Raw genomic sequence first — 22,005 nt, 5'->3', positions numbered from 1 at the left:
GGCCATTGTCATGACATCGCCATGTGCGTGTCACATTCAATTAACCGGCATGCCGCACTCTCTTGGAAAACCCGCCGGAGGTCGTCCCATGAGCAGTGCTCAGCTCGCCAAACCCAGCCGCAAGCAACGCGTGCGGACCTTGTGGATTTCCGATGTGCATCTGGGCACGCGCGATTGTCAGGCTGAACACCTGTCGGCGTTTCTCAAGCGCTATCAGGCTGACCGGATCTATCTGGTGGGCGATATCATCGACGGCTGGAAGCTGCGCGGCGGCATGTACTGGCCGCAGGCGCACACCAATGTCATCCGACGCCTACTGACCATGAGCAAGCGCGGCACCGAAGTCATCTACGTCACGGGCAACCACGACGAGTTCCTGCGCCGTTACTCGAAGCTGATTCTGGGCAACATCCAGTTGGTGGACGAAGCCGAGCATGTGACGGCTGATGGTCGTCGCCTGCTGGTGATTCACGGCGATCAGTTCGATGTGATCACCCGTTACCATCGCTGGCTGGCGTTTCTCGGCGACTCGGCCTATGAGTTCACCCTGACCCTGAATCGCTGGCTCAACCACTGGCGGGCGAAATACGGCTATGGCTACTGGTCGCTGTCGGCGTACCTGAAGCACAAGGTCAAGACCGCTGTGAATTTCATCAGCGATTTTGAAGAGGCCATCGCCCATGAATGTGTGAAGCGCGGGTTGGACGGCGTGGTGTGCGGGCACATTCATCACGCGGAAATCAGCCAGGTGGGCGGCGTGGAGTACATGAACTGTGGCGACTGGGTCGAATCCTGCACAGCGCTGATCGAGCACCTGGATGGCCACATCGAACTGTTCCGGCTGGCCGATGCTCACCTGAAAGCCAGCCCGGAAGTCGAGCAGCAGGAAGTGCCGGTCAGCGAGCCGGTTGCCTGACTTCCTCTCTCAGAACGGCACCTTGCCCAGCAGCATATCGCGGTACATGACGAAATCGCCGAGCAGGCTGTAGAAAGGGTGCTTGAAGGTGGCGGGTCGGTTTTTCTCGAAGAAGAAATGCCCGGCCCAGGCAAAGCCGTAACCGGCAATCGGTAGCAGCGCCAACAGCCACCAGCGTCCACTGCCGATACCAAAAGCCAGTAGAAAGATCACCAGTGTGGTGCCAATGAAATGCAGGCGCCGGCTGGTACTGCTGCGGTGCTCTTCGAGGTAGTAAGGGTAGAAATCGGCAAAGCGGGTGAACGGCTTGACGGTATCCATGTGCAGACCCTCGCGTTGGCTTCGGATCAGTCTAGCCTGACAGGATGCTGTTTGGCAGTACCCATTCGGCGCAGTTCACCGTACTGCAGGACCCGGCCTGTCGGCGATCTGCCGTGAACCGGCAGCAGAGTCGACACATCAGGCGTCAGCTTTTTTCAGCTGCGCATCAATGTCGCCAGAACGCAGGCACGCACAATACCAGCACGGTGATGATTTCCAGGCGACCCAGCAGCATGCCGCCGGACAGAATCCATTTTGCCGCATCCGGCAGGGTGGAGAAGTTGCCCGCGGGCCCGATGACCTCGCCCAGCCCCGGTCCGACGCCCGACACCGTGCTGGCGGCGCCAGTCAGCGCCGTCATCCAGTCCAGACCCAGCAGCGACAGCATCAGCGCGATCAGGCAGATGGTGATGGTGAAAAAGAACGAGAACGTCAGGATCGAACGCACGATCTCGTCGTCCAGCCGATGGCCGTTGTATTTTTGCTTCATCACGGCGCGTGGATGGATCAACTGGTTAAGGTTGGTCTTGAGCAGAATATAGGCGACCTGGAAACGGAAAATCTTGACGCCGCCTGCGGTGGAACCGGAACAGCCGCCGATGAAACCCAGATAAAAGAACAGCATCAGCGAAAAATTGCCCCACAGGCTGTAGTCGCCCAGTGCAAAACCAGTGGTGGTGACCACCGAAGTGACGTTCAGCGCCACGTGACGCAACGCTTCGGTCCACGGCAGGTCGGTGGTGTTCGCGTACCACACGGTCATCACCAGCCAGGTGATCAGCAGCAGGGCGATCAGACCCTGCACTTGCTCGTCCCGAAACAATGCACCCCGGTTACCGCGCAGTGTGGCGACATAAAGGGTGAAGGGCAGGCTGCCGAGAATCATGACCACAATGGCGACCCAGTGCACCGCAGGCTGCGGCCATTTCGCCAGGGACAGGTCGGACGTCGAGAAACCGCCGGTGGAAATCGCCGACATCGCATGATTGATCGCATCGAAGAGGCTCATGCCCGCCATCCAGAACGCCAGACTGCCCAGCGCCGTGAAGCTCACATAAGCCAGCACAATGAACTTGGCCACCATGTGCGAGCGGGGCATGACCTTTTCGGAGCGGTCGGACGATTCGGTCTGGAACAGCCGCATGCCGCCGATCCGCAGCAGCGGAAGAATCGCGACGGCCATACCGATGAAGCCGATGCCGCCCAGCCAGTGCAGCATCGAGCGCCAGATCAGAATCCCCGGTGACATGCTGTCCAGATGGCTGAGCACGGTGGAGCCGGTGGCCGTGATACCGGACATGCTTTCAAAGAAGGAGTCGGTATAACTGATGTGCTGGGTCAGCAGAAACGGCAGTGCCGCGAAGATGCACACCACTATCCAACTGGAGACGGTGAGCATATACATGTCCCGCGGGCGCAACTGAACGTGCTCCGGCCGACCGGGAACCACCATCGCAAGCCCGGCGATGAAGGTGATGGCGCTTGCCCACAGGAACGAGCGCAGGTCTTCGAAGCGATCGTAGATGACCAGCGTGGCCATGGGCACAATCATGGCGACAGCCAGAGTGATCAGGAAGATGCCGATGATGAAACCGATGATGCGAAGGGTCGGCAACGACATGAAGGACTCTGACTGCAATGAAGAAAGGCGCCATTCTACCCGCGCTTACGGGCATGTAAACCAGCATGGCCGGGGCTTGCGTTCGACATTGCCTGTAAGTAATTGCCCGGCGTACTCGTTATTGAAGCTGTACAGGCTCTAGAATGCCCGATCCATTTCGAAAGGAGACAGCCCATGCAGGCGCTCGATGCTTTGCTCAACCGCGTATCGGTTCCACGTCTGGTCGATCCGGCCCCGGATGCCGCACAGCGCGAAATCATGTTCGGCGCAGCCTTGCGCTCGCCTGATCACGGCCAATTGCGGCCGTACCGATTTCTGACCGTCGAGGGCGCAGCACGCGAGCGCATGGGCGCCTTGCTGGCCGAGGCGCTGGAGCAGGGTGGTGGCGAAATCACCCCGCAGGCGCTGGACAAGGCCCGCCTCGGCCCCTTGCGTGCGCCATTGGTTGTGGTGGTGATTGCGCGGTTGCAGGATCACTTCAAGGTGCCGCGCAAGGAACAACTGATGACTGCCGGGTGTGCGGCGCATGGCGTACTGCTGGCGGCTTACGCACTGGGCGTCGGAGCAGTCTGGCGCACGGGCGAGTTGTCGTATTCGCCCCACGTGGCCAGCGGGCTCGGGCTTGAAGCCGATGAGGAAGTGGTCGGTTTCCTGTACCTGGGCACGCCGCTGAACCCGCCCCGCGAAGCACCGAAAGTGGACGTGGGCGGGTTTGTCAGCGAGTGGCAGGGCTGACGGGCGTCAAACCGATGAGGGGTTGACCGGTTCTGGCGGCAAATCCAGTGTGGCGATAAAACCGCCCTCGGGATGATTGCCCAGCGTCAGGCTGCCGCCATGGCGTTCTGCAGCGCGTCGGGCGATGGCCAGTCCCAGCCCGTGGCCCGGCGCGGTCTGGCCGGGCGCGCGATAGAAAGGTTCGCCCAGTTGCGCCAGATGTTCCTCGGCAACGCCGGGACCATGGTCGCGCACGCTCAGGCGAATGCGGTTGTCCACGCGAGTCGCCTGTAAATCGATGCTCTGGCCCGGCGGGTTGAAGCGCAGGGCGTTGCGCAGCAGGTTGTCCAGCGCACGTTCGATCATGTCGGGCCAGCCCTGCAACTGCAGGTCGCTCTGTACCTGCACCTTGATAGCCTGTTCGGCGCCATCGAGTTGCGTGTCGTTTTTCAGACGATGCAGCAGTCCTTCCAGATCGACCGGCTCGGCGCTGCCGAAGTCTGCATCCAGACGTGCCAGTGCGAGAATTTCGCTGATCAGTGCTTCCAGTCGATCACATTCGCGGCCCAGACGCGGCCACAGCTTTTCACGCTCGGCAGGTTCAGCGCGCTCGGCCAACGCCAGCGCGATGCGCAGGCGTGCCAGCGGCGAACGCAATTCATGAGAAACATCGCGCAGCAACTGGCGCTGACTGCCGATCAGGCTTTGCAGGCGGGCACCCATGCGGTTGAAGTCAGTCGCCAGTACGCCGAATTCGTCCCGCCGGTTGGCCAGTTGCGCCAGGCTGTGCTGTTGATAACTGGTCTGCCCCAGGTCGTGTACTGCGCCGCGCAAACGACTCAGTGGCCGGGTGATCGACAGGGTCACGAACAGACTGAACAGGGTCAGCACGACCAGTGCGATGCCCAGCGCACTCAGCGGCCACATCAGGCTCTGGCGATGCCATTGATCGAGTTCGGGGTGCGGAATCCGGTAAATGAACAGGTAAGTTTCGTTGGTCTTGGGGCTGGTGTATTCGGTTGCCAGACGACGCCATGGCAGTTTTCTGCCTTCATCGTCGTCACCGCCTTGCTGCTGGCGGGCCTCGAGGGCGGCTGCACGGGGTGGAAAGGTGCCGCGCACGACCGGTTCACCGCTGTCATTGAGCACCTGAACGTCGATCCGGTTGCGGCGTTTGAGGGTTTGCAGGTAGTCCTGAGACGCGTCGGCACCCTGTTCTTCGAACCGTTGTGTCCAGTTTTCCGGCAGCTCGTTGAGCACCGGGTGGCGGCTGAGGATCCAGGCGTCCTGATTGAGCATGTGCCCGAGCAGAATCGACAAACCTGCAACCAGAGCAATGGCCAGCCAGAAACTGGCCAGGATTCGCCAGAACAATGAGCGCACAGGTTTTCCTCGGTCAAGAAATGAACAAGCCCGGCATGCTCCAGCATGCCGGGTTGGTTGCAATCAGTCTGCCGTCAGGCGTGACTGATGTTATTGCGTCTTGGCAGCCTTGGCTGCTTTCCAGGCCTTGAACTCGGCCCATTCGGCACGACGCTCGTCCTGCTTCTTCTTGATTACGTCGAACTGCTTTTGCTGATCAGGCTTGAGCAGGGCGCGAATCTGGGTATCGGTTTCGTTACGCTTGGCGTTGATTTCGTCTTGCATGGCTTTCTGCTCGGGAGCAGGCATCTTGTCCAGGTAACGCTGAGTAATGTCACGACGCTCGTGCATCTGGTCACGCATCAGGCGGTCGATCTGCTGACGCTGTTCACGCGACAGGTCCAGATCACGAAAAGGGCCAGGACCTGGGCCGCGATGCATGCCTGGGCCTGGGCCACGGTCGTCGCGCTCCATGTGCATGGCGGGTGCGTCGGCTTCAGGACCTGCAGGCGGTGGTGGAACAGCCATGGCAACGGTAGGCAGGGCAGCAGCAAACATCAAAGCGATCAGGGTCTTGCGCATGGTGTATCTCCTTGTCTCTAGTGCGGCTCTATGCCGTTGAGCCCAGTTTAGGGAGATCAAGGTCAAGCGCGGTCAGGGCTTGGTAAAGCTTGTGTAAGGATCGTCAGGACCGGAAAACGCTCAGAGGCTGTAATAGTAGCCACGGCTGCGCAGCGCCACGATGCGCGGACGACCATCCGGATGCGGGCCGATTTTCTTGCGCAGGTTGCTGACGTGCATGTCCAGGCTGCGGTCGTAGAGGGTGAGCTTGCGGCCCAGCGCCAGTTGCGCCAGTTCCTGCTTGTCCAGCGGCTCGCCAGGCTGGCGCAGCAAGGCTTCAAGCAGGCGACTTTCCGAGACCGTGAGTGTCAGTTCTTTTTCATCGATGCTGACCACGCCGCGCACCGGGCTGAAGGTCAGGTCGCCGAGTTCAAGCTGGGTTGACGAGGCGACCGGGTGGCTGCGGCGCAGGACGGCGCGCAGGCGGGCGGTCAGTTCGCGGGGATCGCAGGGCTTGGCCAGGTAATCGTCGGCGCCAAGCTCCAGACCCAGAATACGGTCCAGCGGCTCACCGCGTGCCGACAGCATGACCACCGGCAGGTCCGGGTGCTCGGACCGCAGTTGCTTGAGCAGCTCAAGACCGCTGCCGTCGGGCAGCATCACGTCCAGTACCACAGCGGAAGGGGCCTGCTCGGCAAGGGCCTGACGCGCGCTGTTGCCATCGTGGCAGGCACGCACCTGAAACCCTTCCTGACTCAGCCAACTGCTCAGCAGCTCACAGAGCTCCTGATCATCATCAATTAGTAACAGCTCGCTCATGACTCACTCAATTTAGCCACTGCCGACGTTGCCTACGCCAACCGCTGACAAATATACCGCACAGAAGGGCGATCATCGCAACGCCACCGCCCGCGACGAACCATTGTTGTTGCTCGGTCAGCAGACGCGGCGGCGTGGCTGACAGTGCCTCTTTGAGCTGCAACTTGAGCTTTTGGTTCTCTTGACGCAAACGGCCCAGCAGTGCGCTGTCGCGTTCGGTGTTCTGGACCTGCTTCATCAAGTCTTCGCGCTGGCGTTCGCTGTTGCCAAGCCGCGACTGAAGATCCGCGATCTGGCCTGCTGCATTTGAATAATGCGTTGGCTGTGACGCCCCGGCGGCGTCCGTTCCTTCCGCCTGAACCTGCAGGCTTGTACTCGATATCGCTATCAGCAGACACAACGTACCTGAACGCATCTGAACTCCCGTTGACCCGAACCGTTTTTGTTTGAACTCGGCAGGTTATCGGCAGCGCGTCAGGAATGATGAGTGTTGCGCAGGGGGGCGGTCGAAGTGGCAGGGCCTGTTGTGTTTCATGCAGGACCGCTGCCACCGAAGGATATCAACTGCGAATCAGGGCAGAACCTTTTTGAACGGCTTGACCACAACGTTGGCGTAGACGCCTGCCTCGACGAACGGATCAGCCTTGGCCCAGGCTTCTGCTGCAGCCAGAGAATCGAATTCGGCGACGATCAGGCTGCCGCTGAAACCGGCTGCGCCTGGATCGTTGCTGTCGACCGCAGGGTTCGGGCCGGCCAGTTCCAGGCGGCCTGCGTCCTTGAGGGCATTCAGGCGCTCAAGGTGGGCAGGGCGTACGCTCAACCGTTTTTCCAGCGAGTTTTCGACGTCAGTGGCGATGATTGCGTAGAGCATGTCAGTCCTCGGATTTGGTCGTGGTGGTAGCAGTGTCGTTCATGTGGCGAGACAGGTAGATACCCTGGGCGACCAGAAAGATCAGGGTCATCGCCAGACTGCCGAAGACTTTGAAGTCGACCCAGAAGTCCTGGTACGTGAACGCCACGTACAGGTTGGCCGCGCCGCAGAACAGGAAGAAGAAGATCCAGGCGATGTTCAGTTTGGTCCAGATAGCTGCAGGCAGTGTCAGGGCGTGGCCCATGATGCGCTGGATCAGCGGACGATCACCGATGAAATGGCTGCCGGCAAACGCTACGGCAAACAGCCAGTTGACCACCGGCGCTTTCCACTTGAGGAAGGTTTCGCTGTGAAAGGCCAGCGTCAGGCTGCCGAACACCAGACACGCGATGAGGGTCAGCCACTGGCTTTTCTCAAGCTTGCGCTGCTTTATATAGAGGATGCCGTAGACCACCACCGAACTGATGATCAGCATGGCCGTGGCGCTGAAAATGCCGCCTACCGTATAGCTGTTACCGAGGATCTCGACAGCACGCGGTTCGGTTTTGTAGACAATGAAAAACAGGAGCAGCGGGATGAAGTCGATGAATTGTTTCACAATGGCAGCCAGAAGCAGGATGTAGCGGCATAATAACAAACATCAATGACTGCGAAAGCACCACTATGAATGTTGATCTGCATTGCCACAGCACCGCTTCGGACGGGGCCTTGTCGCCCACCGCACTGGTTACGCGTGCTTATGAGAATGGCGTGCGTGTCCTTTCGCTCACCGACCATGACACTCTGGAAGGCCTCGAAGAAGCCCGCGAGACGGCGCATTCACTGGGTATGCAGTTGGTCAACGGCGTCGAGTTGTCCTGCACCTGGGGCGGGGCGACCATCCATATATTGGGTTACGCGTTCGACACCAAGGCCCCCGCGCTGACCGAAGCGATCTCGCGTTTGCACGAAGGGCGCTGGTTACGGGCTGAAGAAATCAGTCGCAAATTGGCGATCAAAGGTATGCCCGGAGCGCTGGAAGGCGCCCGGGCGATCCAGAAAGAGCTGGGCGACAGCGGCAATGCGCCGGCTCGTCCGCACTTCGCCGACTTTCTAGTGCGTGAAGGTTTCGTCAAGGACCGCGCCGAGGCGTTCCGAAAATGGCTGGGTGCGGGCAAACTGGGCGACGTCAAGCAACATTGGCCGACACTTGAGGACACGGTGGCGACCCTGAGGGCTTCCGGCGCCTGGGTCAGTCTCGCGCATCCTTCGCATTATGACTTTACCCGCAGTAAACGGCGTAAACTGGTCGGCGATTTCATCCAGGCAGGTGGTCACGCCATCGAAGTGGTCAATGGCATGCAGCCTGCCGATCAGGTCGGAACCCTGGCGATCCTGGCGCGGGAGTTCGGTCTGCTGGTGACTGCCGGCAGCGACTTCCATGGCCCCGGTGCCTGGGGTGAGATTGGCATTTACCGCCCCGTGCCCGAGGATTTGCCACCTCTATGGTGCAGATTCAAACATGATCAACCTACTGCCGCCGTCTGAACAGGAAGTTACCGTGAGTCAATTTTTCCAGGTCCACCCGGAGAACCCGCAACCGCGCCTGATCAAACAGGCTGCGGAAATCATCAAGGCCGGCGGGCTGGTGGTGTACCCGACAGATTCGTCCTATGCGCTGGGTTGCCAGATTGGCGACAAAAGCGCCATCGAGCGTATCCGTCGTCTGCGTCAGTTGGACGACAAGCACAACTTCACGCTCATGTGCTGCGATCTCTCGCAACTGGGGCTGTTTGCCAAGGTCGACACCGGCGCTTTCCGTGCGCTCAAGGCGCACACGCCGGGCCCGTACACCTTCATTCTCAACGCGACCCGTGAAGTGCCGCGTCTGGTCCTGCACCCGAAACGTCGCACCATCGGTCTGCGCGTGCCCAGCCATCCGATTGCCCAGGCGCTGCTGGAGCAACTGGGCGAGCCGCTGATGAGCGTCAGCCTGATCATGCCCGGCGACACCGTGCCGTTGAGCGACCCGTATGAAATGCGCCAGATTCTCGAGCATCAGGTGGACCTGATCATCGACGGCGGCATCGGCGGTATCTCGGCGTCCACGGTCATCAACCTGTCCGAAGGCGAGCCGCAGGTGATTCGTGTCGGCTGCGGTGATCCGACGCCGTTCGGTGACGACGCGTAATGACAGTGGTCGAGACGGTCGACAGTCAGGCCGACGCCCAGCAGGAGCTGCCGTTTGCGCTGGTCTACGGACAGGCGCTCACGCAGATGCCGCTGGACCTCTATATTCCGCCGGACGCGCTGGAAGTCTTTCTTGAGGCGTTCGAAGGGCCGCTCGACCTGCTGCTGTACCTGATCCGCAAACAGAACATCGATATCCTCGACATCCCGGTGGCGGAAATCACCAAGCAGTACATGGGGTATGTCGAGCTGATGAAAACCGTGCGCCTGGAACTCGCGGCCGAGTATCTGGTGATGGCTGCCATGCTCGCCGAGATCAAATCGCGCATGTTGCTGCCGCGTTCGGCGGAAATCGAGGAAGAGGAAGGCGATCCGCGTGCCGAGCTGATTCGTCGTCTGCAGGAGTACGAACGTTTCAAGGCCGCTGCCGAAGGCATCGATGGCCTTAAGCGGGTAGGGCGCGATGTCATCGTGCCAAAACTGGACGCTCCCGAGGCCCGCGCACGCAAGCTGCTCCCGGATGTCAGCCTCGAAGAAGTGCTGATGTCGATGGCCGAAGTGTTGCATCGCGGCGACATGTTCGAAAGCCACCAGGTGAGCCGCGAGGCGCTGTCCACTCGCGAGCGTATGAGCGATGTGCTGGAGCGCCTCAAAGGCGGCGGTTTTGTGCCGTTCGCCGAACTGTTCACCGCCGAGGAAGGGCGACTCGGTGTGGTAGTGACGTTCATGGCCGTGCTGGAATTGGTCAAGGAATCGCTGGTCGAGCTGGTCCAAAACGAGCCCTTTGCGGCGATCCATGTCCGGGCGCGAGCCGAGTAGACCTAGAGCACATCCATGAACCTCAATGAACCCCGCGAACTTGCGCCCTTGCTTGAAGCGTTTCTGCTGGCTTCTGGAAAACCGCAAACGCTCGACCGCCTTTATGAGCTGTTCGAAGAAGGCGAGCGCCCCGAGCCGCCAGTCTTCAAGAAGGCTCTGGACATACTGCGCAAGTCCTGTGACGGCCGTGCTTTCGAGCTCAAGGAAGTCGGGTCCGGCTATCGTCTGCAGATCCGTGACAAATTTTCACCCTGGGTCGGGCGCCTGTGGGAAGAGCGGCCGCAACGCTATTCCCGCGCCATGCTGGAAACCCTGGCGCTGATTGCCTACCGCCAGCCGATCACCCGTGGCGAGATCGAGGATGTGCGGGGTGTGGCGGTCAACAGTCACATTGTCAAGACGCTGATGGAGCGCGAGTGGATTCGCGTGGTGGGTTACCGCGATGTACCGGGCAAGCCTGCGATGTTCGCCACGACCAAGGGTTTTCTCGACCACTTCAACCTCAAAAGCCTGGACGAGCTGCCGCCGCTGGCGGATCTGCGCGAGATGGAAACCGAGCCCGAACTGGACTTCGAAGATGCTCCAGTGCCGGCGCATCTTCAAGCGCTGGCCGATGCCAGTCTCGATGTCGATGAAGCGCCCGAGCCGCCACGCGACGAGACAAGCTTCCGCAGCCTGCTGGTCGAGCTGGACTCGATGGAGCAGGGGCTGAAAACGGATTTCGACGATCTGTTGCGGGCCGAGCCTGAATCGGTGGATGAGGATGAGTCCGACCCCGAGAGCGGAGGCGGAGCGTCCTAGACGTTAAGCACACTGATCAGGCCAATGCTCTGCGTTGACATGCTGTCCGTGTAGCTCGGCGTCGCGAATGGCGCAGGCGATGATTTTCATCCGTTCGAATTCATCCCTCCACCTGCGGTCACACGTTCAGTCATCTTCCCCATGAGAGTTGCTGTCCATGAGTTCAGTCAAGAACCCCTGCATCAGCCTGTGCAAATTCGATGACGACATTTGCCTGGGATGCGGTCGCAGCAAGCGGGAAATCAAGGCCTGGAAGAAGCTGGAAAAGGATGAAAAGCGCGAGGTGCTGAGCGAGTCGGCCAAGCGTCTGGCGAAGCTCAAGACCGGTGGTCGCAAAAAGAAGAAGTGATGCCGGTAATTGCGCGCAAGGCTGGATGCGTAAAGTGCCGCATGAGCGTATGATGGCCGACCCTCGGCGATAACCCATTTGCCAGGGCTTCAACGTATTCCGTCCTGCCGCTATCCACAGCGCGCCGGGCACAGGTCTCGCCGGTTCTCGGTCAGCCCTGATTCGACACACCGGGAGGTGCCCAGATGAGTGAAAAAGACAAGCAGGACAGCCAGGAAATCGGACCCGCAGGCGAAAAGCTGCAAAAGGTTCTGGCCCGCATTGGCGTCGGATCGCGCCGCGACGTGGAAGCCTGGATCACCCAGGGCCGCATCAAGGTCAACGGCAAGGACGCGACCCTCGGTCAGCGTGTTGACCTGCACGACGCCATCAGCGTCGACGGCCGCGTGATCAAGCGCGAAGAGGCAGCCGAAACGGTTCGCCGCGTCATCATGTACAACAAGCCGGACGGTGAAATCTGCACCCGTGACGACCCTGAAGGCCGTCCGACCGTCTTCGATCGTCTGCCGCGCCCGAAAGAAGGCCGCTGGATCAATATCGGTCGTCTGGACATCAACACCACCGGTCTGCTGATGTTCACCACTGACGGTGAGCTGGCCAACCGCCTGATGCACCCGTCGTTTGAAATGGACCGTGAATACGCAGTGCGCGTACGTGGCGAGGTCGATGACGACATGCTGCTGCGTCTCAAGAACGGCGTGATCCTCGAAGACGGTCCTGCGCGTTTCACCGACATCCAGCAGGCACCCGGCGGCGAAGGCTTCAACCACTGGTATCACTGCGTGGTGATGGAAGGTCGCAACCGTGAAGTTCGTCGTCTCTGGGAATCCCAGGGGCTGGTGGTCAGCCGTCTGAAGCGCGTGCGTTACGGACCGGTGTTCCTGAACTCCGACCTGCCGATGGGTCGCTGGCGCGAAATGAGCCAGTACGAAGTCGACATTCTGGCTGCCGAAGTCGGTCTGACACCTGTGGCCCAGCCGCAGATGAATGCCAAGACCAAGGAAAAGCTCGAGCGTCTGCAGCGTCAGTCGTCCCGCCCGCTGGGCAAGGGCGAGCGCGTTCGTACGCTGCGTCCTGCCGCTGGCGCACCGGCGTCCGGCGAGCGTGCGCAGCGTCAGCCACAAATCACCGGCAGCGATCGTGATCGCCCGCGTGGCGATTCGACCCAGCGCCCATCGCCGCGCAAGGATTCCGGCAAGCCAGGTTCCCGTTCGCCGCGTCCGGCCGACAACAGCCGTGGTACACCGGTGGCTGAGCGTCCGAGCGAAATGAACAAGCGCCCGGCCAAGCCAGCACCCAAGCGTGCCGGCATCAAGCTGGTCGACGATGATGCGCCGTCAGGCAAGCGTCGTGGTCCACCGGCAGGATCGGGTCAGCGTCCGGGCTTCGGTCGTCGCAAGCCACAGTAAACGTGGCGTGCGAGTCAGGTGTGTGAATAAACGGAAACGCCAGCCCTTAGCGGCTGGCGTTTCTGTTTCTGGATGTTTTTGCTCTGCGAAATGATTTGGATAAACGACCCGACACATCTGCCCGTCCTCTTTTAAACCTCGATGTGGAGGCCGGTGTACAATGCCGCGCTTTTTTCTGTGAATCACTGCTGTTTTGAAACGCTCGGGGCTACCCGTCCCGCGTGCTGCATTCTGTTACGTCACGAGCGCAACAGGTCCTATTCCGTCACAGAACAAGAACAATCAGGTGGCTTTTGATGAGTGAACAAAACTCAGCGTCTGGCGAGTTGAAGCGTGGCCTCAAGAATCGACACATCCAGTTGATCGCGCTTGGCGGCGCCATCGGCACTGGCCTGTTTCTCGGCTCGGCGGGCGTGCTGAAATCAGCCGGGCCGTCGATGATTCTCGGGTATGCGATTTGCGGCTTTATCGCCTTCATGATCATGCGCCAGCTAGGTGAAATGATCGTCGAAGAGCCGGTGGCCGGGTCGTTCAGCCATTTCGCGCACAACTACTGGGGCGGCTTTGCCGGTTTTCTGTCCGGCTGGAACTGCTGGCTGCTGTATATCCTGGTCGGCATGTCGGAACTGACGGCGGTCGGCAAGTACATCCATTACTGGTTGCCCGATATCCCGAGCTGGGTCTCGGCTGCCGTCTTCTTCGTGCTCATCAACGTCATCAACCTGGCCAACGTCAAAGTGTTCGGCGAGACCGAATTCTGGTTCGCGATCATCAAGGTTGTCGCCATCATCGGCATGATCGCGCTGGGCAGTTACATGCTGGTCAGTGGCAACGGCGGACCGCAGGCGTCGGTCAGCAACCTCTGGGAGCACGGCGGATTCTTCCCCAATGGGGTCAGCGGTCTGGTGATGGCGCTGGCGATCATCATGTTTTCATTTGGTGGTCTGGAAATGCTTGGCTTTACTGCGGCCGAGGCAGAGCAGCCGAAAACGGTCATTCCGAAAGCCATCAATCAGGTCATCTACCGCATCCTGATTTTCTACATCGGCGCATTGGTGGTGCTGCTCTCGCTCACCCCTTGGGACAGTCTGCTGACCAGTCTTAATGCCTCGGGCGATTCCTACAGCGGCAGCCCGTTCGTCCAGGTGTTCTCGATGCTGGGCAGTGACACCGCTGCGCACATTCTCAATTTCGTTGTCCTGACTGCGGCGTTGTCGGTCTACAACAGCGGCACCTACTGCAACAGCCGTATGCTGGTCGGCATGGCCGAGCAGGGCGATGCGCCCAAAGTGCTGGCGCAGGTGGACAAGCGTGGTGTACCGGTCAAGGCGATCTTCGCCTCGGCTGCGGTGACGCTGGTGGCGGTGCTGCTCAATTACTTCATTCCGCAGCATGCGCTGGAGTTGCTGATGTCGCTGGTGGTGGCCACGCTGGTCATCAACTGGGCAATGATCAGCTATTCGCACCTCAAATTCCGTCAGCACCTGAATCGCACGCAACAGATCCCGCTGTTCAAGGCCTTGTGGTATCCGTACGGCAACTACTTCTGTCTGGCGTTCGTGGTGTTCATTCTGGGCATCATGCTGATGATTCCCGGCATTCAGATATCGGTCTACGCAATACCGGTCTGGCTGGCTGCGATGTGGCTCTGCTACCGGATCAAGAGTCGACGCAATCGGGTGGCGGCGTCTGCGACCGCCAAGTAGTGTGATTCGCTTTTGAAGAACCCGGCTCATGAGGCCGGGTTTTTTATTTCGGCCATGCACGTGGGCTGCGGGCGGCGTATCCTTGGCTTTCATTCCGATTTTGCGTAGATGTTTTCATGCTGGTGATTTCCAACAACGTCCATCTGCCGGACACTGAGATCGAGTTGACCGCTATTCGTGCCCAGGGCGCGGGTGGGCAGAACGTCAACAAGGTGTCCAGTGCCATGCATCTGCGTTTCGACATTCACGCGTCTTCGCTGCCGCCTTTCTACAAGGAGAGGCTGCTGGCGCTGAGCGACAGTCGGATCACCAGCGATGGCGTGATCGTGATCAAGGCGCAGCAATACCGTACGCAGGAGCAGAACCGTGCCGATGCGCTATTGCGGTTGAGCGAGTTGATCGTCAATGCAGCGAAGGTCGAGAAAAAGCGCAGGCCGACGCGGCCGACCCTAGGTTCCAAGACTCGCAGGCTGGAGTCCAAGAGCAAACGGGGTTCGATCAAGGCAGGGCGGGGGAAGGTAGACTTCTGATCAGGCGAGGCTGCAACTGATGCGCAGGGCAGTCAGTGCAGCCTCATCCTTACCGGTTTAGCGAGCGGCTTTCTGCTGAAGCTCGTGACGACGCAGGGCGCGCACCTTGTTGAGGGTGTCGGCACAGGTCTTTGCAGCTTCTTCACCTTTATGCACGAAGTGATCGAAGAAGAATTTCTGATGCTCTTCGCCCGCATGGAAGTGATGCGGCGTCAGTACCACGGAGAAGACCGGGACTTCAGTTTCCAGCTGGACCTGCATCAATGCACTGACGACGGTCTGCGCAACGAACTCGTGGCGATAGATGCCACCGTCCACGACCAGAGCGGCGCCTACGATGCCGGCGTAGCGGCCCGAATTGGCGAGCAGTTTGGCGTGCAGCGGGATCTCGAAAGCGCCGCCTACTTCAAAGAAGTCGATATCGCTCTCGGCGTAGCCGTGGTTGGCCATTTCGGCGACAAAACCTTTACGGCTCTGGTCGACGATTTCCTTGTGCCAGCAGGCCTGGATGAACGCGACGCGTTCGTTCGGGTGACTTTTGCTTTTGCTGTCGATTGCAGTGGGTTGCACGTGTTCTGACTCCTGTTTATAGAAAAAACAGGGCATTTGGATCGAAAGGGATTCTAGTCGCGTAGGAAAACCGCTTGAACGGTGTCGTTCAAGATGGGGTTTTGCAGACGTTCTTTTAGACGCCACTCCCGCTCTCTCTTCATCCGGACTATGACCGTCGGCCCCGGGATCACACCGGGTCTGCTGACCTTGCGAGTCGTCAGCCGTGGCTGTCGACCCTCAAGCGCTCGCGGGCTAGATGCATTGCGCATCATTACCGCCGGTGGGGAATTACGCCCCGCCCTGAGAACGTTGCCGACACATTTCTTGGCCGGCGCGGGATTTTTATCACAGTTTTTTGGATCATGCATGGACACTTTCGTACAGTGAACCTGCCTTTTCCTTATAAAGGAGCGCAATGCCGGGTCGTTCAGGCTTGATTATCATGGAGCGAGGCCTCAGTAATGCCTTGTTGCAACCGCTGGCTCGCATGCATTATCGACGTTCGAATTTCAGGGAGCTTTTTCGTGACAGTCATTGATCTGCGCAGTGACACCGTGACTTTACCGACGGCTGGCATGCTTGATGCCATGAGCAAGGCGCCTGTTGGCGATGACGTTTACGGGGAAGACCCGACGGTCAATCTTCTGGAGGCCACGCTGGCTGAACGGCTGGGCTTTGCCGCCGCGTTGTTCGTGCCGTCGGGCACCATGAGTAACCTGCTGGCGTTGATGGCCCACTGCGAACGGGGCGACGAATACATCGTCGGACAGCAGGCACACACCTATAAATATGAGGGTGGCGGTGCAGCGGTGCTGGGCTCGATCCAGCCGCAACCACTGGATGTGCAAGCCGACGGATCGCTGGACCTGCAGCAGGTCCGCGAGGCCATCAAGGCCGATGACTTCCATTTCGCCCGTACCCGTCTGCTCGCGCTGGAAAACACCATGCAAGGCCGGGTATTGCCGTTGTCCTATCTGGCCGATGCACGCGCCATGACCGCTGAAAAAGGTCTGGCGTTGCATCTGGATGGTGCGCGGCTGTACAACGCAGCAGTCAGGCTGGACGTCGATGCGCGCGAGATCACCCGTCATTTCGACTCCGTTTCGATCTGCCTTTCAAAGGGCCTTGGCGCTCCGGTGGGTTCCGTGCTCTCCGGCGCTCATGAACTGATTGCCAAGGCGCGCAGGCTGCGCAAGATGGTCGGCGGCGGCATGCGTCAGGCCGGTTCGCTGGCGGCTGCCGGACTGTACGCGCTGGATCATCAGGTCGAGCGTCTGGCCGACGATCACGCCAACGCACAGTTTCTTGCCGACGGCCTTGCCGGGCTTGGCTACAGCGTTGAGCCTGTGCAGACCAACATGGTGTATGTGAACATCGGCGACCGCGCTGCTGCGCTCAAGGCATTCTGTGCCGACCGCGGCATCCGGCTCGTGGCCGCGCCACGCCTGCGAATGGTCACGCACCTGAATGTTTCACGTGCAGACACCGAGCGAGTCATTGCAGAGTTCGCCGGGTTTGCACGCCAATGACATGCCAATAGTCCAGTTACTTGTGTCTATCGTACAAACAGACTGTACCGAGGGCGCAACGCCTATATAATGCGGCCCTTTGCCGTCGCTACGTCTTTGACGTTTTGCAATTGCCTCTGGCCGCAGTCTCCGTGGAAGAACCTATGAAAAGCGCAGAAATCCGTGAAGCCTTCCTTGGCTTCTTCGAAGAGCAGGGCCACACCCGTGTCGCCTCCAGCTCCCTGATTCCGGGCAACGACCCGACCCTGTTGTTCACCAACGCAGGCATGAACCAATTCAAGGATTGTTTCCTCGGTCAGGAGAAGCGTGCCTACACCCGCGCCGTCACCAGCCAGAAGTGCGTGCGTGCCGGTGGCAAGCACAATGACCTGGAAAACGTCGGTTACACCGCTCGTCACCACACGTTCTTCGAAATGCTGGGCAACTTCAGCTTTGGCGATTACTTCAAGCGTGATGCCATCACCTATGCCTGGACATTCCTGACCTCCGAAAAGTGGCTGAACCTGCCCAAGGAAAAGCTCTGGGTTACGGTTTACGCCACTGACGATGAGGCGTACGACATCTGGACCAAGGAAATCGGCGTACCCGCCGAGCGCATGGTTCGCATCGGTGACAACAAGGGTGCGCCTTACGCTTCCGACAACTTCTGGACCATGGGCGATACCGGTCCGTGCGGCCCTTGCAGCGAGATCTTCTTCGATCACGGTCCCGAAATCTGGGGCGGCCCTCCAGGTTCGCCGGAGGAAGACGGCGATCGTTACATCGAGATCTGGAACAACGTTTTCATGCAGTTCAACCGCACCGCTGACGGCGTGCTGCATCCGCTGCCAGCGCCGTCGGTCGACACCGGCATGGGCCTTGAGCGTGTGAGCGCGGTGCTGCAGCACGTTCACTCCAACTACGAAATCGACCTGTTCCAGAGCCTGCTGGCGGCCTCCGCCCAGGCCATCGGTTGCACCAATGACAACCAGGCATCCCTGAAAGTCGTGGCCGACCACATCCGTTCGTGCGGCTTCCTGATTGCCGACGGCGTGCTGCCATCCAATGAAGGTCGCGGCTACGTGCTGCGCCGCATCATTCGTCGCGCCTGCCGTCATGGCAACAAGCTGGGCGCCAAGGGCAGCTTCTTCTACCAGATCGTTGCTGCACTGGTCGCGGAAATGGGGGCTGCGTTCCCTGAGCTGGTTCAGCAGCAGGCGCACATCGAGCGCGTGCTGAAAGCGGAAGAAGAACAGTTCGCCAAGACCCTTGAGCAGGGCCTGAAAATTCTCGAACAGGACCTGGCCGAACTCCAGGGGTCGGTCGTGCCGGGCGAAGTCGTGTTCAAGCTTTACGACACGTACGGCTTCCCGATGGACCTGACCGGCGACATCGCCCGCGAGCGCAACCTGACGCTGGACGAAGCCGGCTTCGAACGTGAGATGGACGCCCAGCGCGTGCGTGCCCGTTCGGCCAGTTCGTTTGGCATGGATTACAACAGTCTGGTCAAGGTCGACGCGGCAACCCTGTTCACCGGTTACTCGGCGACCACTGGCAGCGCCAGCGTCGTAGCGCTGTACAAGGACGGCCAGTCCGTCCCGCAACTGAGCGAAGGCGAAGAGGGCGTTGTGATCCTCGACACCACACCGTTCTACGCAGAATCCGGCGGCCAGATTGGTGACAGCGGCTTCCTGCAGGCCGGTGATGTGCGTTTCGATGTACGCGACACCACCAAGACCGGCGGCGCTTTCCTGCACCACGGCGTTGTGGCCAGTGGCAGCCTGACCGTCGGCACGCAGGTTGAAACCGAAGTGTCGGCCGAGGTTCGTCAGGCCACCGCGCTGAACCACTCTGCCACTCACTTGCTGCACGCGGCATTGCGTCAGGTGCTGGGCGATCACGTCCAGCAGAAAGGCTCGCTGGTCGACAGTCAGCGCCTGCGCTTCGACTTCAGCCACTTCGAAGCCATCAAGCCTGAGCAGTTGCGTGAGCTGGAAGATATCGTCAACGCCGAGATTCGCAAGAACACCCCGGTCGTGACCGAAGAAACCGACGTCGAGACCGCCAAGAAGCGCGGCGCAATGGCGTTGTTCGGCGAGAAGTATGGCGACAGCGTTCGCGTGCTGAGCATGGGCGGTGATTTCTCCGTCGAGCTGTGCGGCGGTATCCACGCCAACCGCACCGGCGACATTTCGCTGCTGAAGATTGTCAGCGAGGGCGGTGTCGCTGCAGGTGTGCGTCGTATCGAAGCGGTCACCGGTGCTGCGGCACTGGCCTGGCTGAACTCGGCCGAAGACCAACTGAAGGAAGCCGCGACGCTGGTCAAAGGCAATCGCGACAACCTGCTGGACAAGCTGACGGCTGTGCTTGAGCGCAATCGTCTGCTGGAAAAACAACTGGAGCAACTGCAGGCCAAGGCCGCCAGTGCCGCGGGCGATGATCTGTCGTCGGCTGCGCTGGATGTCAAAGGCGTCAAGGTTCTGGCCACACGCCTGGATGGTCAGGACGGCAAGGCGCTGCTGGCGCTTGTCGACCAGTTGAAGAACAAGCTCGGCCGCGCAGTGATCCTGCTCGGCAGTGTTCATGAAGACAAGGTTGTCTTGGTTGCAGGCGTGACCAAGGACCTGACTGGCCAACTCAAAGCCGGTGATTTGATGAAACAAGCGGCCGCAGCGGTAGGCGGCAAGGGCGGCGGTCGTCCTGACATGGCTCAAGGTGGCGGTGTCGATGCAGGTGCGCTGGATGCTGCGCTGGCACTGACCGTTCCTTTTGTAGAGCAGGGTATCTGAATCGAATCCGCAGGTCCGTCCGCGCAAGGCGGGCCTGTCATGCGAATTCGACGATCAATGGGTGCCCTTAACGGGTTCTGAGGCGGCTTTGAGATGGCTTTAATCGTACAGAAATTTGGCGGCACCTCCGTGGGCTCTGTCGAGCGCATCGAGCAGGTGGCCGACAAGGTCAAGAAATTCCGTGAGGCGGGCGTTGATCTGGTCGTGGTCCTGTCGGCCATGAGCGGCGAAACCAATCGCCTTATCGAGCTGGCCAGGCAGATCAGTGATCAACCGGTTCCACGTGAGCTCGACGTAATCGTGTCCACGGGCGAGCAGGTCACGATCGCACTGCTGGCCATGGCGTTGATCAAGCGCGGTGTGCCTGCGGTGTCCTACACCGGCAACCAGGTGCGTATTCTCACCGACAGCGCGCACAACAAGGCGCGCATTCTGCAGATCGACGACCAGAAAATCCGCAATGACCTGAAAGAAGGTCGTGTGGTGGTGGTTGCCGGTTTCCAGGGTGTCGACGAGGACGGCAACATCACTACGCTGGGCCGCGGCGGCTCGGACACCACGGGTGTCGCGCTGGCGGCAGCCTTGAAAGCTGATGAGTGCCAGATCTACACCGATGTCGATGGTGTCTACACCACCGATCCGCGGGTTGTTTCGCAAGCGCAGCGTCTGGACAAGATCACCTTCGAAGAGATGCTGGAAATGGCCAGCCTCGGTTCCAAGGTGCTGCAGATCCGGGCGGTCGAGTTTGCCGGCAAATACAATGTCCCGCTGCGCGTTCTGCACAGCTTCAAGGAGGGTCCGGGCACCCTCATTACCATTGATGAAGAGGAATCCATGGAACAGCCGATCATTTCCGGCATCGCTTTCAACCGCGATGAAGCCAAGCTGACGATCCGTGGCGTGCCAGACACTCCGGGTGTGGCGTTCAAGATTCTCGGCCCGATCAGCGCGGCAAACATCGAAGTGGACATGATCGTGCAGAATGTTGCGCACGATAACACCACCGATTTCACCTTCACGATTCATCGCAACGACTATCAGGCAGCCCTTCAGGTGCTTGAAACGACGGCGCGTGAAATCGGCGCACGTGAAGTGTCCGGTGATACCAAGATCGCCAAGGTCTCTATCGTCGGCGTGGGCATGCGTTCCCATGCAGGCGTCGCCAGTCGCATGTTCGAAGCGCTGGCCAAGGAGAGCATCAATATCCAGATGATCTCTACCTCGGAAATCAAAGTGTCCGTGGTCATTGAAGAAAAGTATCTGGAGCTGGCGGTACGTGCACTGCACACGGCTTTTGAACTGGATGCTGCTCGACAGGGCGAGTGATCGGTCTTCAAGCGGCCCGGCCTGGCTGTGCCGTTTGCGGGCTACGCAGAAAGGCTGTTCTTTTCTTTGCGTTAGTTGATACTCGGGTCACGCCTGCAGCCTTCACTGTTGCAGGCTGTGCCTACCGGTTGTGCAGACTGTTGTTCCTGAATGAATGCGTAAGGAGAAAGTTATGCTGATTCTGACTCGTCGGTGCGCAGAAAGCCTGATCATTGGTGATGGTGAAATCACTGTGACCGTGCTGGGCGTCAAGGGTAACCAGGTGCGTATTGGTGTCAATGCGCCCAAGGAAGTCGCGGTTCATCGTGAAGAGATCTACCTGCGGATCAAGAAAGAGAAGGACGAAGAACCAAGCCATTAATTTTTATTGAATTTTTGGTTTGCAAACGGGGAAAAGGGTGGTTATTATACGCCCCGTGTTGCGGAGAGCTGGCCGAGTGGCCGAAGGCGCTCCCCTGCTAAGGGAGTACACCTCAAAAGGGTGTCGGGGGTTCGAATCCCCCGTTCTCCGCCATTATTTATGTAGTGCGTTAGATTTGGCTTGATCTGTAAGTTGTTGAATTTACTAGAAAAAGTGCTTGACTAAACAATCTGACGACCTATAATGCGCGGCACCAACACATGCACTCGTAGCTCAGCTGGATAGAGTACTCGGCTACGAACCGAGCGGTCACAGGTTCGAATCCTGTCGAGTGCACCATTTAAGGTTGGCTTCAAAGTTGTAAGTTATTACAACGCTGAAGTTGACTGGCTTCAACCAGAGGTGATCTGGTCTAAAAATACCAATGCACTCGTAGCTCAGCTGGATAGAGTACTCGGCTACGAACCGAGCGGTCACAGGTTCGAATCCTGTCGAGTGCAC

Annotated in this window: 23 protein-coding genes, 3 tRNA genes and 1 riboswitch; of the genes, 17 read left to right on the top strand and 9 right to left on the bottom strand. The window is 59.5% G+C overall.

Going from position 1 to position 22,005, the window contains the following annotated elements:
• Positions 1-88: 88 nt before the first annotated feature.
• On the top strand, positions 89-916 hold the full coding sequence (locus JTJ32_RS21865; RefSeq protein WP_099229162.1) for a UDP-2,3-diacylglucosamine diphosphatase: 828 nt from the start codon (positions 89-91) through the stop codon (positions 914-916).
• Positions 917-925: 9 nt separating this feature from the next.
• Here the strand turns inward: JTJ32_RS21865 and JTJ32_RS21860 are convergent, their stop codons facing one another.
• The gene (locus tag JTJ32_RS21860; protein ID WP_099229161.1) at positions 926-1,237 is read right to left on the bottom strand and encodes an Mpo1-like protein; all 312 of its coding nucleotides are present in this window, start codon (positions 1,235-1,237) and stop codon (positions 926-928) included.
• A 166-nt stretch (positions 1,238-1,403) separates the two neighbouring features.
• Entirely contained in the window at positions 1,404-2,858 is a 1,455-nt protein-coding gene (locus JTJ32_RS21855) for a TrkH family potassium uptake protein (RefSeq protein ID WP_210043254.1), read from the bottom strand.
• A 174-nt stretch (positions 2,859-3,032) separates the two neighbouring features.
• On the opposite strand from JTJ32_RS21855, the gene JTJ32_RS21850 reads away from it, so the two are divergent.
• Positions 3,033-3,593, top strand: a complete 561-nt coding sequence (locus JTJ32_RS21850; RefSeq protein WP_210043253.1) for a nitroreductase family protein — start codon at positions 3,033-3,035, stop codon at positions 3,591-3,593.
• 6 nt (positions 3,594-3,599) lie between these two features.
• On the opposite strand, the gene JTJ32_RS21845 is transcribed toward JTJ32_RS21850, so the two are convergent.
• The 6 genes from JTJ32_RS21845 to JTJ32_RS21820 all read right to left on the bottom strand — a co-directional run bounded on the left by JTJ32_RS21845 (position 3,600) and on the right by JTJ32_RS21820 (position 7,783).
• Complete coding sequence (locus tag JTJ32_RS21845) at positions 3,600-4,955, bottom strand: sensor histidine kinase (RefSeq protein ID WP_210043252.1); 1,356 nt, start codon at positions 4,953-4,955, stop codon at positions 3,600-3,602.
• A gap of 90 nt (positions 4,956-5,045) precedes the next feature.
• Complete coding sequence (locus JTJ32_RS21840; RefSeq protein WP_210043251.1) at positions 5,046-5,516, bottom strand: Spy/CpxP family protein refolding chaperone; 471 nt, start codon at positions 5,514-5,516, stop codon at positions 5,046-5,048.
• Between the two features lie 120 nt (positions 5,517-5,636).
• Positions 5,637-6,314 (bottom strand): response regulator transcription factor, encoded by a 678-nt coding sequence (locus JTJ32_RS21835; RefSeq protein WP_099229156.1) that lies wholly within the window; start codon positions 6,312-6,314, stop codon positions 5,637-5,639.
• A gap of 7 nt (positions 6,315-6,321) precedes the next feature.
• Complete coding sequence (locus JTJ32_RS21830; RefSeq protein WP_184320358.1) at positions 6,322-6,729, bottom strand: SH3 domain-containing protein; 408 nt, start codon at positions 6,727-6,729, stop codon at positions 6,322-6,324.
• Between the two features lie 156 nt (positions 6,730-6,885).
• Positions 6,886-7,185, bottom strand: coding sequence for a YciI family protein (locus JTJ32_RS21825; protein WP_004884303.1), 300 nt, complete (start codon positions 7,183-7,185; stop codon positions 6,886-6,888).
• Between the two features lies 1 nt (position 7,186).
• Positions 7,187-7,783: a septation protein A gene (locus tag JTJ32_RS21820; RefSeq protein WP_099229295.1), complete on the bottom strand. Its 597-nt coding sequence runs from the start codon at positions 7,781-7,783 to the stop codon at positions 7,187-7,189.
• Positions 7,784-7,848: 65 nt separating this feature from the next.
• On the opposite strand from JTJ32_RS21820, the gene JTJ32_RS21815 reads away from it, so the two are divergent.
• The 8 genes from JTJ32_RS21815 to arfB all read left to right on the top strand — a co-directional run bounded on the left by JTJ32_RS21815 (position 7,849) and on the right by arfB (position 14,968).
• Positions 7,849-8,712 (top strand): PHP domain-containing protein, encoded by an 864-nt coding sequence (locus JTJ32_RS21815; RefSeq protein WP_099229154.1) that lies wholly within the window; start codon positions 7,849-7,851, stop codon positions 8,710-8,712.
• 13 nt (positions 8,713-8,725) lie between these two features.
• Positions 8,726-9,355 (top strand): L-threonylcarbamoyladenylate synthase, encoded by a 630-nt coding sequence (locus JTJ32_RS21810; protein WP_004884308.1) that lies wholly within the window; start codon positions 8,726-8,728, stop codon positions 9,353-9,355.
• Positions 9,356-9,474: 119 nt separating this feature from the next.
• Positions 9,475-10,173: a segregation and condensation protein A gene (locus tag JTJ32_RS21805; protein ID WP_173335978.1), complete on the top strand. Its 699-nt coding sequence runs from the start codon at positions 9,475-9,477 to the stop codon at positions 10,171-10,173.
• Positions 10,174-10,188: 15 nt separating this feature from the next.
• The gene (scpB, locus tag JTJ32_RS21800; protein WP_210043250.1) at positions 10,189-10,974 is read left to right on the top strand and encodes an SMC-Scp complex subunit ScpB; all 786 of its coding nucleotides are present in this window, start codon (positions 10,189-10,191) and stop codon (positions 10,972-10,974) included.
• A 157-nt stretch (positions 10,975-11,131) separates the two neighbouring features.
• The gene (locus tag JTJ32_RS21795) at positions 11,132-11,323 is read left to right on the top strand and encodes a DUF1289 domain-containing protein (RefSeq protein ID WP_184320352.1); all 192 of its coding nucleotides are present in this window, start codon (positions 11,132-11,134) and stop codon (positions 11,321-11,323) included.
• Between the two features lie 185 nt (positions 11,324-11,508).
• Entirely contained in the window at positions 11,509-12,732 is a 1,224-nt protein-coding gene (rluB, locus tag JTJ32_RS21790) for a 23S rRNA pseudouridine(2605) synthase RluB (RefSeq protein ID WP_210043249.1), read from the top strand.
• A 296-nt stretch (positions 12,733-13,028) separates the two neighbouring features.
• Positions 13,029-14,438, top strand: a complete 1,410-nt coding sequence (locus JTJ32_RS21785; RefSeq protein ID WP_210043248.1) for an amino acid permease — start codon at positions 13,029-13,031, stop codon at positions 14,436-14,438.
• A gap of 116 nt (positions 14,439-14,554) precedes the next feature.
• Positions 14,555-14,968 carry an alternative ribosome rescue aminoacyl-tRNA hydrolase ArfB gene (gene arfB, locus JTJ32_RS21780; protein WP_004884324.1) on the top strand — a complete coding sequence of 138 codons (414 nt, stop codon included), beginning with the start codon at positions 14,555-14,557 and terminating at the stop codon, positions 14,966-14,968.
• Positions 14,969-15,025: 57 nt separating this feature from the next.
• Here the strand turns inward: arfB and JTJ32_RS21775 are convergent, their stop codons facing one another.
• Positions 15,026-15,538: a 6,7-dimethyl-8-ribityllumazine synthase gene (locus tag JTJ32_RS21775; protein ID WP_004884325.1), complete on the bottom strand. Its 513-nt coding sequence runs from the start codon at positions 15,536-15,538 to the stop codon at positions 15,026-15,028.
• 126 nt (positions 15,539-15,664) lie between these two features.
• Positions 15,665-15,832: riboswitch (FMN riboswitch) on the bottom strand.
• A gap of 212 nt (positions 15,833-16,044) precedes the next feature.
• On the opposite strand from JTJ32_RS21775, the gene ltaE reads away from it, so the two are divergent.
• The 7 genes from ltaE to JTJ32_RS21740 all read left to right on the top strand — a co-directional run bounded on the left by ltaE (position 16,045) and on the right by JTJ32_RS21740 (position 22,004).
• Positions 16,045-17,049: a low-specificity L-threonine aldolase gene (gene ltaE / locus JTJ32_RS21770; RefSeq protein WP_210043246.1), complete on the top strand. Its 1,005-nt coding sequence runs from the start codon at positions 16,045-16,047 to the stop codon at positions 17,047-17,049.
• A gap of 143 nt (positions 17,050-17,192) precedes the next feature.
• Positions 17,193-19,817: an alanine--tRNA ligase gene (alaS, locus tag JTJ32_RS21765; RefSeq protein ID WP_099229148.1), complete on the top strand. Its 2,625-nt coding sequence runs from the start codon at positions 17,193-17,195 to the stop codon at positions 19,815-19,817.
• 93 nt (positions 19,818-19,910) lie between these two features.
• The gene (locus JTJ32_RS21760) at positions 19,911-21,143 is read left to right on the top strand and encodes an aspartate kinase (protein ID WP_004884328.1); all 1,233 of its coding nucleotides are present in this window, start codon (positions 19,911-19,913) and stop codon (positions 21,141-21,143) included.
• 172 nt (positions 21,144-21,315) lie between these two features.
• Entirely contained in the window at positions 21,316-21,504 is a 189-nt protein-coding gene (gene csrA, locus JTJ32_RS21755) for a carbon storage regulator CsrA (protein ID WP_002554426.1), read from the top strand.
• Positions 21,505-21,566: 62 nt separating this feature from the next.
• Positions 21,567-21,657: transfer RNA gene (locus tag JTJ32_RS21750), tRNA-Ser, on the top strand.
• A 109-nt stretch (positions 21,658-21,766) separates the two neighbouring features.
• Positions 21,767-21,843 (top strand) — tRNA-Arg (locus JTJ32_RS21745).
• Between the two features lie 87 nt (positions 21,844-21,930).
• Positions 21,931-22,004, top strand: a tRNA-Arg gene (locus JTJ32_RS21740).
• The last annotated feature ends 1 nt before the right edge of the window (position 22,005 follow it).

Source organism: Pseudomonas alliivorans, from assembly GCF_017826695.1.
Taxonomy (GTDB): domain Bacteria; phylum Pseudomonadota; class Gammaproteobacteria; order Pseudomonadales; family Pseudomonadaceae; genus Aquipseudomonas; species Aquipseudomonas alliivorans.
The sequence above is the reverse complement of the archived record's forward strand: the minus strand, read 5'-3'. Positions and strand labels throughout refer to the sequence as shown.